The 13,396-nt window shown below is 73.2% G+C and carries 15 protein-coding genes; 7 read left to right on the top strand and 8 right to left on the bottom strand.

Annotation, left to right across the window (positions count from 1 at the left end; all coding sequences use genetic code 11):
* Positions 1-4 precede the first annotated feature (4 nt).
* Positions 5-874, bottom strand: a complete 870-nt coding sequence (locus ACIP2X_RS10690; RefSeq protein WP_401670258.1) for a helix-turn-helix domain-containing protein — start codon at positions 872-874, stop codon at positions 5-7.
* Positions 875-1,013: 139 nt separating this feature from the next.
* Here ACIP2X_RS10690 and ACIP2X_RS10685 point away from each other — a divergent pair, with 139 nt between their 5' ends.
* Complete coding sequence (locus tag ACIP2X_RS10685) at positions 1,014-1,931, top strand: hypothetical protein (RefSeq protein ID WP_401670256.1); 918 nt, start codon at positions 1,014-1,016, stop codon at positions 1,929-1,931.
* Between the two features lie 304 nt (positions 1,932-2,235).
* Here ACIP2X_RS10685 and ACIP2X_RS10680 read toward each other — a convergent pair whose 3' ends face one another.
* Positions 2,236-2,838: a hypothetical protein gene (locus ACIP2X_RS10680; RefSeq protein WP_401670254.1), complete on the bottom strand. Its 603-nt coding sequence runs from the start codon at positions 2,836-2,838 to the stop codon at positions 2,236-2,238.
* A gap of 123 nt (positions 2,839-2,961) precedes the next feature.
* Here ACIP2X_RS10680 and ACIP2X_RS10675 point away from each other — a divergent pair, with 123 nt between their 5' ends.
* The 4 genes from ACIP2X_RS10675 to ACIP2X_RS10660 are packed head-to-tail and all read left to right on the top strand — an operon-like array spanning position 2,962 to position 6,978.
* The gene (locus tag ACIP2X_RS10675) at positions 2,962-4,014 is read left to right on the top strand and encodes an ABC transporter substrate-binding protein (protein ID WP_401670251.1); all 1,053 of its coding nucleotides are present in this window, start codon (positions 2,962-2,964) and stop codon (positions 4,012-4,014) included.
* Between the two features lie 32 nt (positions 4,015-4,046).
* Entirely contained in the window at positions 4,047-5,057 is a 1,011-nt protein-coding gene (locus tag ACIP2X_RS10670) for a FecCD family ABC transporter permease (protein WP_401670248.1), read from the top strand.
* The gene (locus tag ACIP2X_RS10665) at positions 5,054-6,166 is read left to right on the top strand and encodes a FecCD family ABC transporter permease (protein WP_401670246.1); all 1,113 of its coding nucleotides are present in this window, start codon (positions 5,054-5,056) and stop codon (positions 6,164-6,166) included. Before ACIP2X_RS10670 ends, ACIP2X_RS10665 begins: the two co-directional genes overlap by 4 nt.
* The gene (locus ACIP2X_RS10660) at positions 6,163-6,978 is read left to right on the top strand and encodes an ABC transporter ATP-binding protein (protein WP_401670244.1); all 816 of its coding nucleotides are present in this window, start codon (positions 6,163-6,165) and stop codon (positions 6,976-6,978) included. Before ACIP2X_RS10665 ends, ACIP2X_RS10660 begins: the two co-directional genes overlap by 4 nt.
* A gap of 80 nt (positions 6,979-7,058) precedes the next feature.
* Here the strand turns inward: ACIP2X_RS10660 and ACIP2X_RS10655 are convergent, their stop codons facing one another.
* Entirely contained in the window at positions 7,059-7,499 is a 441-nt protein-coding gene (locus ACIP2X_RS10655) for a TetR/AcrR family transcriptional regulator (protein ID WP_401670241.1), read from the bottom strand.
* Between the two features lie 164 nt (positions 7,500-7,663).
* On the opposite strand from ACIP2X_RS10655, the gene ACIP2X_RS10650 reads away from it, so the two are divergent.
* Positions 7,664-7,843, top strand: a complete 180-nt coding sequence (locus tag ACIP2X_RS10650; RefSeq protein ID WP_401670238.1) for a hypothetical protein — start codon at positions 7,664-7,666, stop codon at positions 7,841-7,843.
* Between the two features lie 39 nt (positions 7,844-7,882).
* Here ACIP2X_RS10650 and ACIP2X_RS10645 read toward each other — a convergent pair whose 3' ends face one another.
* The 4 genes from ACIP2X_RS10645 to ACIP2X_RS10630 form a co-directional block, all read right to left on the bottom strand.
* The gene (locus ACIP2X_RS10645; protein WP_401670235.1) at positions 7,883-8,485 is read right to left on the bottom strand and encodes a TetR/AcrR family transcriptional regulator; all 603 of its coding nucleotides are present in this window, start codon (positions 8,483-8,485) and stop codon (positions 7,883-7,885) included.
* Between the two features lie 69 nt (positions 8,486-8,554).
* Positions 8,555-9,334: an SDR family NAD(P)-dependent oxidoreductase gene (locus ACIP2X_RS10640; RefSeq protein ID WP_401670232.1), complete on the bottom strand. Its 780-nt coding sequence runs from the start codon at positions 9,332-9,334 to the stop codon at positions 8,555-8,557.
* A gap of 99 nt (positions 9,335-9,433) precedes the next feature.
* Positions 9,434-10,300: an NAD-dependent epimerase/dehydratase family protein gene (locus ACIP2X_RS10635; protein WP_401670229.1), complete on the bottom strand. Its 867-nt coding sequence runs from the start codon at positions 10,298-10,300 to the stop codon at positions 9,434-9,436.
* A 114-nt stretch (positions 10,301-10,414) separates the two neighbouring features.
* Positions 10,415-11,278 carry a LysR family transcriptional regulator gene (locus ACIP2X_RS10630; protein ID WP_401670227.1) on the bottom strand — a complete coding sequence of 288 codons (864 nt, stop codon included), beginning with the start codon at positions 11,276-11,278 and terminating at the stop codon, positions 10,415-10,417.
* Between the two features lie 150 nt (positions 11,279-11,428).
* Between ACIP2X_RS10630 and ACIP2X_RS10625 the strand changes: the two genes are divergently transcribed.
* Positions 11,429-12,262: a hypothetical protein gene (locus ACIP2X_RS10625; RefSeq protein WP_401670225.1), complete on the top strand. Its 834-nt coding sequence runs from the start codon at positions 11,429-11,431 to the stop codon at positions 12,260-12,262.
* Positions 12,263-12,336: 74 nt separating this feature from the next.
* Here the strand turns inward: ACIP2X_RS10625 and ACIP2X_RS10620 are convergent, their stop codons facing one another.
* Positions 12,337-13,161: a class I SAM-dependent methyltransferase gene (locus ACIP2X_RS10620; RefSeq protein WP_401670223.1), complete on the bottom strand. Its 825-nt coding sequence runs from the start codon at positions 13,159-13,161 to the stop codon at positions 12,337-12,339.
* Between the last annotated feature and the right edge of the window lie 235 nt (positions 13,162-13,396).

The following is a 13,396-nucleotide window of genomic DNA, read 5'->3' as shown; positions in this document are numbered from 1 at the left end:
CCTCTCACCCCTGGCGGCGCACGACGGCCGGGGTGGTGTCCATGCGCGCGCGCATCACCCGGGTCAGGTGCTCCTGGTGGGAGAACCCGCACTCGATGGCCACCTGCCCGATGGGCGCCGACCCGGTGCGCAGCAGCCGGCACGCGTGTTCCAGGCGAAGGCCGAGCACGTACTGGTGCGGGGACTGCCCCGTGCTGGCGCGGAACTGGCGTGTGAACTGACTGACGCTGAGCGACGCGGCGGCGGCCAGATCCGCGATCGGCAGCGGTTCGGCCAGGCGCTCCCCGATGAGGTCCCGCACGGCGGTGAGCTGCCGGGCGGAGAGCCCGGAGCGTACGGGGACCCGCGCCGCCGGGCGGGCGGCGTGCCGCCGGGCGAGCTGCGCGGCGAGCATGCCGGTCAGGTGGTCCACGTAGGTGCGGGCCGACGGCTCCCAGCGGCGCACCGCGACGTCCAGCGCGATCATGAGCTGCTCGGCGAGCGGATCGGAGGCGCCGAGTTCCTCGGACAGCTCGACGGTCCGCCCCTCGTTGGCGTCGCGCAGGGCCTGGTCCGTCAGATAGGCGTGCACCGTGTCCAGGGGGCCACCCAGCTCGACGCTGAGCTCCCGGCCGACCGGCTGCAGGAACAGCCCACCGGCCGGAACGGCCCGCGACCGGGCCGCGCCGCCCTCGCCCCGGCGCACCGTGACCGGGCCGCTGAGGTGCAGGATCAGCAGATGCGTGGGAGCGGGCGCGAACGTCGCCCGGTAGGACTGCTCCGTCTGCGCGGACAGGTAGAGGTGTTCCCACCCGAGCCCCGCGCTGCTGTACCGGGGCCGCACACCGGGCAGGCGCAGCATCCCCACCGTGTCGGCCAGTCCGAGCTCTGCCACGGTGCGACCTCCTCGGGCACCCACAAGCCAGCTTGTTGAATGGTGAAGTATAGCGCCGCCCGGTCGGAGTGGTCGCGCATAGCGTCCCGTACTGGATCAAACTGGACGGAACATCCGGCGATACAGCGGAGGCGCGGCGATGCGCGGCGACGACGAGTACGACGACGAGTACGGCGACGACGAGTACGAGGAGTCGGAGCCGTACGAGGAGTCCGAGCCGTACGACGGCGCACGGGGGGCGGCCGACGCGGAGCCCGACGTCTTCCTCGACGTTCCCGTGCTGAAGGTCGAGGAGATCGACCTGGACGTCGACGACCTGAGGGCGCGGGTCTCGCTGCAGGCCGAGGTGCTCGACCTGCTGAAGCTGAACGTGGGCGCCGACGTCTCGCTCGGCCGGGTGCACCTCGGCATCTCGGGCGTCGAGGCGCAGGCCCAGCTCAGGGTGCGTCTGGACAACGTCGCGACGATCATCAACCGGGTGCTCACCACCCTCGACCGCAACCCGGAGCTCCTGCGTGAGCTGGCGCGAGGAGTCGGGTCGGCCGTGCAGGACGTCGGTGGCGGGGCCCGGCAGGCCGTGGGCGAGCTGGGCACGGGTGCCGGACGGGCCGTTCAGGACGTGGGGCAGGGCGCCGGTGCCGCCGTCCAGGACGTGGGCCGGGGCGCCGGGGGCGCCGTGCGGGACGTGGGCCAGGGGGTCGGCTCGGTGGCGAAGGACGTCGGCGAGGGGGCCGGAAGGACAGTCGGCGAGGTGGGCGATGCGGCCGGGCGCGCGGTGGAGGACGTCGGCCAGGAGGCGGGCCGGACCGTCGGAAGGGCGGGCGAGGAGGTGCGCGACACCGCCGAAGGCGTGGTGGAGAGCGCCACGGACCTCACGGACACCGAGGACGAGGCCGGCCGCGAACGGAGCACCGCGCGCAGAGCCGCGCAGGACCGAGGCGGCGTCACCCGGAGCCAGGGCGGCGCACGTCCGCGCAGGGTGCGCGGCGAGGACGGGAAGCTGCCGCCGCGGACCAGTCGCCGCCGCACCGCCGACGACGGCGAGGAACCGCCCTGAACGGCGAGCGCGCGGCCGGAGCGACCGGCGGGGGACATCTCGTTCCGGTCGGCGGTCCACGCGGAGCGGCTCCGCTTCACGGCGGAGCCCCGCACCTCGGTCCGTTTCCCGGGCACCGGTGAGCGGGAGTCGACGAGCCGCAGCGACCGGACGCACCTCCCCGAGAGGGTCGTCCCCGGTCAGGAGTACGAGGACGTCACCGTCGCCTACCACCTCGCGACCCGGCTGATCCGCGAGCCGAGGCCGGAGAGGGGAGGCGCCGGCGGCAACTCCCGGTGAGCGCCGGCCGCCGGGCATCCACAGTTCACACGCGGGGGCGTACCTCGACGGCCGCCTGGTCGTAGGCGTGGTACGAGAGCGGGTCGGGCTCGATCAGCAGTACCACCCAGGAGCCGCCGCGCTCCCACACCTCGTACCGCTCGGCGCCGTCGGGCCGGTACGAGGGTTCCGCGAGGGGCTCGCCCAGCCGCGCCCGCAGCAGCTCACCCGCCCGCTGGTACTCGGCCTCGAAGTCCGCCGCCGATGCCCGCGCCAGGCAGTCGGCGCGGGCGAAGAACGGGCCCTGTTCGCGCTCCCACTGCTCGGGGTCGTCGGGGTCCGCGAAGAAGGCGAACGGCATGAGCACGGAGCAGTCCGCGCGGCAGGCGGGGTGCTCGCACACGACGTCGGGCCCCTCCTCGCAGCCCGGCCACTCCCCGAGAAGCAGCCACCAGTCGTCCACCCCCTCCTGCCCGGCGACCGGCCACACGTCCAGCCAGCCGATGACGATCTCGCCGTCGTCCTCCACCATGTGCCAGCCGTTGCGGACGAAGGCCTCCTCGTACGCCCGACGGCTCCACGGCACGTCCGCGAGCGAGATCATGCGCTCCACCAGGTCACCGTCGAGCGGCCGTCGCGTCATCGCCATGGCGACGAACGTACTGGATCGGCTCCCAGGCGTCCCAGGACCCCCTTGCGAAACGCCCACAGGGTTCACATAAGGTTAGGCTCGCCTAATTGTTCAAAGCTGAATCACAGCAAGGAGCGCCCCATGTCCCGTCGACGCCGCGGCCCAGCGGTCGTTGCCCTCGCCCTCGCGGCCGCGCTCTCCCTCACGGCGTGCGGCAGCGGTGCGTCCGGGAAGGACGACGGCACGTCAGCCGCCGCCGGATCCGGTACGAAGGACTCGAAGTCGGTCGCCATGGGCGGCGAGGACTTCGCCGACGCGGCGCGCAAGACCGCCGAACTCGGCACCGACGCGGGGCCCGGCGAGTGGCCGCGCACCATCAAGCACGCCATGGGTACCACCGAGATCAAGGCCCGGCCCGAGCGCGTGGTCGTCCTGGACGTCGGCGAGCTGGACAACGTTGTCTCCCTCGGCATCAAGCCCGTCGGCCTGGCACCGAGCGAAGGCTCCCCGGAACTGCCCGCGTACCTCAAGAAGGACGCCGGGACCCCGGCGAACATCGGCACCATCAACAGCCTCAACCTGGAGGCGATCGCGGCCCTGAAGCCCGATCTGATCCTGGGCAGCCAGCTGCGCGCCGCCGCCTCCTACGACGAGCTGTCGCAGATCGCGCCGACGGTCTTCTCGATCCGCCCCGGCTTCCCGTGGAAGGAGAACTACCTCCTGAACGCCGCCGCGCTGGACCGCACGGCGCAGGCCGAGGCGAACCTCGCCGCGTACGACAAGCGTGTGAAGGCGCTCGCCGCCGAGCTGGGCCCCGACAAGCCGACCGTCTCGATGGTCCGGTACATGCCCGACGGAGTGGTCCGGCTCTACGCCAACAGCTCGTTCATCGGCACGATCCTGAAGGACCTCGGCATTCCGCGGCCCAAGAACCAGGACATCGAGGACCTGGCCGCCGAGGTCAGCGCCGAGAACATCGATCAGGCGGACGCCGACTGGATCTTCAGCGGCGTCTACGGCGACCCGAAGGCCACGGACAAGAGCAAGGCCCAGGGCAACCCGCTGTGGAAGAACCTCAAGGCGGTCAAGGCGGGTCACGCCTACGACGTGCCGGACGAGACCTGGTACCTGGGGCTCGGTGTCACCGCCGCCGACGCGGTGCTCGACGACCTCCAGAAGTACCTGGCCGGCTGACCGACCCTCGCACAAGAGAGTGAGCCCGGCGGATGTCGCCACCCACCCCCACCCGTCGCCGGGCCGCCTGGCTGCCGGCCGGTGCCGCGATGCTGCTGCTCGCCGTGCTGCTGAGCCTCGCCGTCGGCAGCCGCCAGATCGCGCCCGGTGAGGTGATCCAGGCGCTGCTGCACGGCGGCGGCAGCGACGACGCACAGGTCGTGCGGGCGTTGCGGGTCCCCCGCACGGTCGTGGGCGTGCTCGCGGGCGTCGCCCTCGGGCTCGCCGGCACGGTGATGCAGGGCATCACCCGCAACCCCATCGCCGAACCGGGCATCCTCGGTGTCAGCCAGGGTGCCGCGGTGGGGGTGGTGTGCGCGATCGCCTTCTGCGGAGTGCACACGATCAACGGCTACGTCTGGTTCGCCTTCGCGGGCGCCGCCCTGGCCGCGGTGGGCGTGTACGCCGTCGCCAGCGGCGGACGCGACGGGGCGTCACCGGTCAAACTCGCGCTGGCGGGCGCCGCGATGAACGCCTTCCTCGCCGCCCTCGTCTCCGGGATCGCCACCACCAACGCCCGTGTCCTCGACGAGTTCCGCTTCTGGCAGATCGGGTCGATCAGCGGGCGCGGCAGCGAGGTCGCCGGACAGCTCTGGCCGTTCCTGCTGGCCGGCCTGGTGCTGATCGCGGTGATGGCCCGGGGACTGGACGCCCTCGCCCTCGGAGACGATGCCGCGAAGGCCCTCGGGCACAACGTGGCGCTGACGCGCCTGTTCGGGGCGCTGGGCGCGACCGTGCTCACGGGCGCCGCGGTGGCCGCGGTCGGCCCGATCGCGTTCGTCGGCCTCGCCGTGCCGCACATCGCGCGGGCGCTGGTCGGCACGGCGCACCGCTGGGTGCTGCCCATGGCGGCGCTGCTCGGTCCGGTGATGATCCTGGCGTCGGACGTCCTCGGCCGCGTCGTCTTCCCGCCCTCGGAGGTTCCGGCGGCCGTCATGACCGCCCTGATCGGGGTGCCGTTCCTCATCGCGCTGGTCCGGCGCCGGACGGTGGTGGCCGCATGAGCCGCACCGAGGTGGACGCCGGGCTCCTCGGACGTCCCGGGACGCGCCCGACCGGGCCCGCGGTCCGCCCCGCCGGGCACGCCGTGCTGCGCGGCGGTCGCGCCAGCTTCCTGGTCCACCGGCGGGCGGTCGTCGTCGCCGCGGCACTGGCGGTCCTGCTTGCCGGCGCGGTGGTGGCGTACCTGTGCGTGGGCGAGTCCTTCGTGCCGCCCGCCGAGGTGGTCCGCGTGCTGTTCGGGCGGTCGAGCCCCGACGAACTGGTGGTGGGGACGCTGCGCCTGCCACGGCTGGTGGTCGGGCTCCTCGCCGGAGCCGCGTTCGGCCTGGCGGGCGCGCTCGTGCAGACCGTCGCCCGCAATCCGCTCGCCAGCCCCGACGTCATCGGCGTCACGCACGGCGCCGGAGCGGCGACCGTCGCCGCACTGGCCTTCAACGCCGTCGCCGCCGACGCCCTTCCGTACGTGTCCGTCGCGGGTGGCGTCGCCGCCGCCGTGCTGGTCTACGCCTTCGCCTGGCGGCGCGGGCTCCAGTCCTCCCGCTTCGTGCTGGTCGGCATCGGTGTGTCGGTGGCGCTCGGCTCGTTGACGCAGCTCTTCCTCACCAAGGGCGACTACCTGGTGGCCCAGCAGGCGAAGGTCTGGCTGACCGGCTCCCTCAACAGCCGCGGTTACGAGGAGGCAGCCCCGCTCGCCCTCGTCATGGCGCTCGCGGTCCCCGCCGTCCTGTGGGCGGCTCGGGCCCAGCGCGGCGCCTCGTTCGACGACGACACGGCGACCGCCCTGGGCGTGCGTCTGAACCGGGCGCGGCTCGGACTGACCGCGCTCGGTGTCGTCCTGGCCTCGGTGGCGACCGGAGCGGTCGGCCCCGTCGACTTCGTGGCCCTGCTGGCCCCGCAGATCGCGCGCCGGCTCACCCGCACGGCCCAGATCCCGCTGCTGTCCTCCGCGTTGACCGGCTCGCTGATCGTCGTGGTCGCCGATCTGCTGGGCCGCCGTATGTTCTCCCCGATCGAGCTGCCGGTCGGCGTCCTCACCGCCGCGGTGGGCGCTCCGTACCTGATGTGGCTGATCGTCCGCACCCGTAGCCGTTCCGGAGGCACCTCCTCATGAGCCGTCCGCCCGTCAGCCGCCTCTCGGCGCGCGATCTGACCCTGGCGTACGAGGACCGCACCGTGGTCGAGGGCCTCGACCTGGACATACCCGACGGCAAGGTCACCGTCGTCGTCGGCCCCAACGCCTGCGGCAAGTCCACCGTCCTGCGCGCGCTGGGCCGGCTCCTGAAACCCCGTGGGGGCTCGGTCCTGCTGGACGGCGCCGAGATCGCCCGGGTCCCCGGCAGGCGGATCGCGCGGACCATCGGTGTCCTGCCGCAGTCCCCGACCCCGCCGGACGGCATCACCGTCGCCGACCTCGTCTCACGTGGCCGCCAGCCGCACCAGAAGTGGTGGCAGCAGTGGTCGGAGGCGGACGAGCGGGCCGTCGCCGAGGCGCTGGCCCGTACGGACACCGCCGATCTCTCCGACCGTCCGGTGGACGAACTCTCCGGCGGCCAGCGGCAGCGTGTGTGGATAGCCATGGCCCTGGCGCAGGACACGGTGCTCCTGCTGCTGGACGAACCCACGACCTATCTGGACATCGCCCATCAGGTGGAGGTCCTGGACCTGGTCCGCCGGCTCAACCACGAGCGCGGCCGTACCGTCGTCGCCGTCCTGCACGACCTCAACCAGGCCGCCCGCTACGCCGACCACCTCGTCGCCATGAAGGCAGGCCGGATCGTCGCCCAGGGGCCGCCGGACGAGGTCGTCACCGCCGGGCTCGTCGAAGACGTCTTCGGCCTCTCCTCGGTCGTGGTGCCCGACCCTGTCACGGGCGGCCCGCTGGTCGTGCCCGCCCGCACCTGGCAGCCCGCGCCCGCGGGCTGATCGCCCGCCCCTCGGTGAAGCCCGCGCGGCGCGGCCCTACGCGCCCCCACCCTCCTCGGACGCCGCGATCGCCGAATCGATCAGCACCACGGTGATGGCGCGCGCGTGGGCCGTGGGTTCCGTGCTGTTGAGGGCGGTGCCCCGCGCCGCCGCGCCGTCGTAGAGGAGCGCGAGCTGCTCGCCGAGTTCCTCCGGCGCGCGAGGTCGGCGAGCCGCCGGGCGAACTCGGTCTTGTAGGCGGCCGCGAGCCGGTGGGCCGGGTGCTCGGGGTCGGGGATCTCGACGGCCGCGCCCAGGAAGGGGCAGCCTCGCAGAGGCTGCCCCGACACGTCGGGGCGGCGGTCGAAGACGGCGAGGAGCTGTTCGCGCGGGCCCGGGCCGTCCTGCGCGGAGGACGAGCCCTCGGGCAGCAGCTCGTCCTGAAGACCGCTCAGGCAGGCGTGGACGAGGTCGTCCTTGCCCGCGAAGTGCGCGTACAGGGTGCGCTTGGAGACGTTGGCGACGGTGCACAGCTGGTCCATGCCGGTCGCGTCGACCCCTTGGGCGACGAAGAGTTCGGTGGCCGCCTTCAGGATCCGCTCCCGGGCGCCGCGGCCACGGCGGCCTCGCCCTGCCCACCCTGATCTCCTCCGCCACCTCCCACCTGCCCAAGGACCGGGGCGCCACCGGCAGCGCGATCGTCGCCATGGCGGGACAGGTCGGCACCGTCCTCGGTGTCAGTGTCCTGGTGATCGTCCTCGCCGGCACCGGATCGGGCGGGCCGGCCCACTCCTTCTCCCTGGCCTGGTGGGCCTCCGCCGCGGTGATGACCGTGAGCGGCCTCGCGGCCCTGGGGATGACACCTCGCCGTCGGCACACGCCCTGATCGGTGAACCCCGGGCCCGACGGTGCGGACGCGGTGGGCTCACCCGTCGGTGAAGAGCAGCTCGAATACGCCTTCCAGACGCCGGGCCAGTTCCTCCTCGTCGGCCCGTACCAGTGCCGTGTCCCCGATGACCTTGCGCATCAGCCAGACCCCGGCGATCACCGACAGGGCCAGTCCGGCGCGTTCCCGGACGTCCTGGCCGTCCAGTCGCTCCGCCAGCCGCCGCCCGACGTGGCGCTCGATGCCCTGCCGCATGATCTCCGCGCTGCGCTCGTTGGGCGCGGACAGCAGCATCAGCAGGAACGGGTCGAGGTGCTCGGCCCCGGGTGCCGTCCGTTCCACCAGCGCCCGGGCCACGTCCCGGCTCAGCGTGCCCGGGTCGTCCGTGACGACGGTGGGCGGCGCGAAGGAGGCCTCCACCACCTCGGTGAAGAGCTGCTCCTTGGAACCGAAGTAGCGGTTGACCAGCATGGCCGTCACCCCCGCGGCGGCCGCGATCTCCCGCACGCCGACACCGTCGTAGCCGTGCCGGGAGAACGCCTCCGTGGCGGAGCGGAGAATGGCCTCACGGGTGGCCGCGGCGTTCCGGGGCCGCTTGGCGGCCGGGCCGCCGGCGGGCGTCGTGGGCCGTTCCTGTTCCATGCGGCGCAGTCTAACCAGGCGCGTGAGCCATGGTCTACAGGTGTATACATCATGCGCGCGCGGCGATGCTCAGACCGCGGAGCGGACGGTGCCGCCGTCCACCCGGATCGTGGCGCCGCTGATGTAGTCGGCGTAGGGCCCGGCCAGGTAGGCGACGGCGCCGGCGATCTCCTCCGGGCGGCCGAAGCGGCCGACGTCGTTGGGGACGACCTCGCCGGAGGCGTTGGGCTCGATCTCCTCCCACGACTCGCCCCAGCCGTGCTCCGGCGCGAGCGTGGTGAGCAACTCCTGCACCGCGTCGACGAGAATCGCCCCGGGGGCCACCACGTTGGACGTCACTCCGGTGTCCTTGAGCTCCCGCGCCAGGGAGACGGCCAGGTTGTGCCGTGCGGCGAGAGTGGCGTTGTAGTGCGGCAGGGCCGCGGTCGGCTGGGTGGCGAGGCCCCCGCCGATCTGGATCACCCGTCCCCAGCCGCGCTCCCGCATGCCCGGCACCAGCCGCCGGATCATCCGGACCGCGGACACCACGTTCACCTCGTAGGCGCGGATCCAGTGTGCCGAGGTGGCCTCGGCCCAGCCGATGTGCTCGTACGCCCCGGCGTTGTTGACCAGGATGTCGACCTCGCCCGCCGCCGCGGCCACGGCGTCCGCGCCCTCGTCGGTGGCGAGGTCGCCGATCGCGACGGCGGCCGCGCCGGTCTGCCGTGCCACCTTCCGGGTCCGGGCCTCGTCGCGTCCGTGCACGACGACGTCGGCGCCCTCCGCCGCCAGCAGCCGGGCGATCGCCTCGCCCAGCCCTGAACTGGAGCCCGTGACCAAGGCCCGCCGGCCGGTCAGATTCAGGTTCATGATCCTGCCCCTTCTGTTCTGTCTACGACTGTAGACATTGCAAGTCTACATCCGTATACAACGTGTCCGAGGTGAGCCCGGCTAAGGGTCCTGCCAGGCTCACCCCCGGGCGAGCTCGGCGAGTGCGTCGCGCCGGGCGGGTGCCCAGCCCAGCTCGCGCCGGGCCCGGGCCCCGGTGATCCGCTGGTCGAGCGCGAAGGCCTCGGCGATGGGACCCATCCGCCGGACGGCCTCCTCGACAGAGACGGTTTCGACCTCGCCCGGACATCCGGCGGCCCTGCTGAGGGCGAGGGAGATCTCCGCCAGCCGGTGGTGGGGGCCGTCGACCCCCGCGTAGACGGAACCGGGACGGGCGTCGAGCGCCAGGACGTAGAGCTCGGCGATGTCCTCGACATGGACCAGGGCCCAGTGGTTGGAGCCGTCCCCGATGCAGGGCACGGCGCCGGCGGCGCGCCCCGGTTCGACGAAGAACGACTGGGCGAGCCCGCCCGAACGCCCGTACACCAGGCCCGGCATGACGACCACCGGACGCCCCCCGGTGGCGGCCCGGGCCAGCACGCGCTTCTCGTTCTCCAGCCGCCAGGCGGTGAGGGGCGGCGGACGCAGCGGGGCGTCCTCGTCGACCACCCCGTCGGTGTCGCCGTACACCCACACCCCGCCGGTGTGCACGTAGGGGCCGCTCCCCGCGCCGTCCTGGAGCGCCTCCGCCGCCGCGCGGTCGACGTCGGCGGTGCCTTCGGCGTAGTCGGCCCCCAGGTGGATCACTCCGTCGGCCCGGCGGGCGGCATCCCTCAGGACGTCGAAGTCCGTGAGCGTCCCCGCGACCGGGGTGGCGCCGAGGTCCGCCACGGTACGCGCGGAGTGCTCGCTGCGCGCCAGCGCCGTCACCTCGATGCCGTGCCGGACCAGCGCCTGAACGGTGAAGCGGCCGATGTAGCCGGAGCCGCCCGTGATGAATACCTGCATCGTCCTCACGGTCCCTTCGCGAAGCGGCGGGGAGTTCCGCCGCCCGTCCATGCTCGGACCGTGTCGTGTACGGCGTCCAAGACCTCTTCCGTCAGCGGTGATGCCCTCAGGGCATCAGTACTGGGCCGCGGCGACGTCCGCGAACTCGGGCAACAGCGCGGAGCTCCGTCCGGCGCTCCAGGCGAGGCAGACCTCGCCCGGTCCGATGTCGTCGATGGGGACGTGGACGACATCGGCGTGCGTGTAGTACGTGGCGGTCGACAGGGGAAGAACCACGACACCCCCCGAGGTCGCGACGTGCTCCAGCTTCTCCTCGACGCTGCGGAAGACCGGCCGTGATCCGGGCGTCACCTCGGCGCCGGCCCGCTCGGGAAGGTCGCGCCACTCGGGGACGGCGTCGGGATCCTGCAGCAGGCGCTCGGCCGCCAGCTCCGCGACGCCGATGGACTCCTTGCCCGCGAGGCGATGCCGCGCCGGCAGGACGGCCACGCGGGGCTCCCGGAAGAGCGGGCGCAATGTCAGGTCCCGATGCTCCACCGGCAGCCTCACGTAGCTCACGTCGACCGAGCCCTCGTGCACCGTCCGCACCTGGGTGTCCCAGGACGTCCGCACCACCTGCACACTCAGCTCGGGGTGTCTGGCGGCGAAGGCGCGCACCGCGCCGGTCACGGTGATCCCCGGCATGAAACCGACGGTGAACGTCGACGTGCCCTGTGCGGCCCGCCGCACGCGCAGGCCCAGCGCCTGGGCGTGCGCCAGCAACGGCCGGGCGTCCTCCAGGAGCTGGTGCCCGGCGGCGGTCAGTTCGGTGGACTGCTTGTTCCTCGCCAACAGCTGCGCGTGCAGTTCGCGTTCCAGGGCCCGGATCTGCCGGGAGAGCACCGGTTGCGTGATGTGCAGACGCTCGGCGGCGCGTCCGAAGTGCAGTTCCTCGGCGACCACCACGAAGTAGCGCAGCTTGCGCAGATCGACATCCACCGCCACTCCTACCGTACGGACGCCATGCTCCCAGGCTAGTCCCCCACTCCTGGTCGCCTCGGGTCCGGGCGCGTGCGAGCATGACCGAATGGGGTCCGGGGGTTGCGTACACCCACGTCCTCGTGGCGGCCTCGGTACAAGGAGACACAGGTGGACGACGAGACGCCGAGCATGGACGTGACCCTGTGGGCCACGCTGGACGAACAGGCCGTCGTCCCCCGCGGAGAGCTCGTCGTCCAGTGGTTCCGCACGGCGCTGGACCGTCTGGTCCCCGCGGAAGGGAGCGTCGACTCGCACGGGCTGGCGACGGAGTCGATCGGCGGGGGCCGCGAAGTCCGCGTCCAGGACGTCCGGGCCGACTGGCCCGTGTTCGCCGAGGCGTTGCGGCCGCTGCCGTTCTACGCGTCGGCAGGCTTCCACGTGCCTGCCGAGGACGAGGGCGTCTGGATCGACGACGTCGCCCGCGTCGGCGCGGTCCAGGTGGACCGCGGCAGTCGCACCGAACTGTCCGCGGCGCTGCGGGCCGGTGAGCGGATCGACGACCCAGGGTTCTGCGCCGGCCTCGTCGACTTCCTGGCCATGGCGCTCGACGCGGCCGATCCGGCCTTCGTACGGGTGGACCACCTCAACTTCCACGAGAGCACCGATCTGGAGGCCGCGCTGAGCCGCTCCCGGCGCAAGTCCCGCAGGGAGTCCCGCAGCCTGCTGCGCGGCTACTCCTGGGTCACCGGAGTCCCCGGAGAGCTGGCCGCACGGCTCGGAGGCGCAAGGGCCCTGCGGGCGACAGGCGCGTTCCACGCCGTGCGGGAGCTGCGCGGAGGCGGCCTGCTGCTCCAGGCCTGCGAAACGCTCGCGGGTTACGACGCGCACCGTGTGCGGGCGGTGTTCCACGCCCTGGCACCGGTGCTCCCGCCGGGAATGCCGGTCACGGACCCGGCGCGGCCCGGCATGCGGGTGGTCTTCGAGGACGCGCGCGCATACTGAGCGCCGGCCCCGGACCCCTCGGCGCCGTAACCCCGTTGGCCGCGTCGGGCTCTCGCAGTCGTCCGACGGGGCCGTCACGTGGTCGTGGTCGGCTTCGCTCCCCAGGCGGTGAGCATGCCGGCCGACAGGGCGGCGCATTCGTCGGATCCCAGGTACCGGACCGCGGCATCGACGTCCGCGTCGTCGACCAGGCCGGTGGCGAGCATCGCCTCCCTGCTCCGCTCCCAAGTCTCCGCCCAGAAGCGGCTGATGGGGCTGCCCGGGAGCAGCGGGGGCACATGGATCTCGGCGGCGACCGGCATGAGCCCCGCACCGCGCAGCAACCGCGGATAGGACGGCACCCACGAGACGTCGGTGCCGATGGTGGCCCGCAGCCCCCGCCACATCGCGCGCATCACCGTCGTGTACGGCGTGCCGGGCGTTCGCTCGCTCGTCAGGTCGACCGCGTCGCTCAGCACCAGCACCCCGCCCGGCTCGACGAGCCCGGACAGCGCCGCGATCAGGCGCTCGTGCTCCGGCAGGTGCATCAGCACGAAGCGCGCGTGCACGAGGTGGAACCGGCCGGGATCGAAGTCCCCGGCGGTGACGTCGGCCTCCCGCACGTCGAGTCCGGGCACCGGTCGCTCGGTGAGGAAACGCACGTCGCGGTCCACGGCGAGCACGCTCGTCACCCCCGCCTCGTCCAGCAGCCGCCGCGAGATCGTTCCCGTGCCGGCACCCACGTCGAGGCAGTGCCATCCCGGGCCGGCTCCGAGTGCCCGCAGCCGCGCCATGGTGACGTCGTCGTAGGTCAGTGCGCCGAGGTCGATGCGCTCGTCCTCGCCCGCCCGCCCGGGAGGGAAGACGGTCTCGCCGTAACGAGCGCCGTGTCGCGGGTCGTCACCCGGGGCCGCGGTCACGCCGCCGCCCGCGTGACACGAAAGGCGGCTCCGCGCCGGGCGCACCGGGGCCGCGCGTCTACGACAGGTTTCATGACCTTCATGGCCGGACCTCTTCCTCGAGTGAGGCGGTGCCACGCGGCCGTCCGCAGGCCGCCGGCCCGCCGTATCCTCCACCGCGGGCAGCCCCCACGGCCGAGACGCGCCGCGCCTGGGCCGATCTTCAGCACGGCGCGCCGCGTCGTTTCCTCCCCTC

Source organism: Streptomyces sp. NPDC089424 (assembly GCF_044749345.1).
GTDB lineage: Bacteria > Actinomycetota > Actinomycetes > Streptomycetales > Streptomycetaceae > Streptomyces.
This window is presented reverse-complemented; position numbering and strand designations above follow the sequence as displayed.

Bases quoted from the DNA above. Each gene is read 5' to 3' on its own strand.
- ACIP2X_RS10685 (WP_401670256.1), top strand. From the start codon at position 1,014: ATGCGCGGCGACGACGAGTACGACGACGAGTACGGCGACGACGAGTAC.
- ACIP2X_RS10680 (WP_401670254.1), bottom strand. From the start codon at position 2,838: ATGGCGATGACGCGACGGCCGCTCGACGGTGACCTGGTGGAGCGCATG.
- ACIP2X_RS10675 (WP_401670251.1), top strand. From the start codon at position 2,962: ATGTCCCGTCGACGCCGCGGCCCAGCGGTCGTTGCCCTCGCCCTCGCG.
- ACIP2X_RS10670 (WP_401670248.1), top strand. From the start codon at position 4,047: ATGTCGCCACCCACCCCCACCCGTCGCCGGGCCGCCTGGCTGCCGGCC.
- ACIP2X_RS10665 (WP_401670246.1), top strand. From the start codon at position 5,054: ATGAGCCGCACCGAGGTGGACGCCGGGCTCCTCGGACGTCCCGGGACG.
- ACIP2X_RS10660 (WP_401670244.1), top strand. From the start codon at position 6,163: ATGAGCCGTCCGCCCGTCAGCCGCCTCTCGGCGCGCGATCTGACCCTG.
- ACIP2X_RS10655 (WP_401670241.1), bottom strand. From the start codon at position 7,499: ATGGACCAGCTGTGCACCGTCGCCAACGTCTCCAAGCGCACCCTGTAC.
- ACIP2X_RS10650 (WP_401670238.1), top strand. From the start codon at position 7,664: ATGGCGGGACAGGTCGGCACCGTCCTCGGTGTCAGTGTCCTGGTGATC.
- ACIP2X_RS10645 (WP_401670235.1), bottom strand. From the start codon at position 8,485: ATGGAACAGGAACGGCCCACGACGCCCGCCGGCGGCCCGGCCGCCAAG.
- ACIP2X_RS10640 (WP_401670232.1), bottom strand. From the start codon at position 9,334: ATGAACCTGAATCTGACCGGCCGGCGGGCCTTGGTCACGGGCTCCAGT.
- ACIP2X_RS10635 (WP_401670229.1), bottom strand. From the start codon at position 10,300: ATGCAGGTATTCATCACGGGCGGCTCCGGCTACATCGGCCGCTTCACC.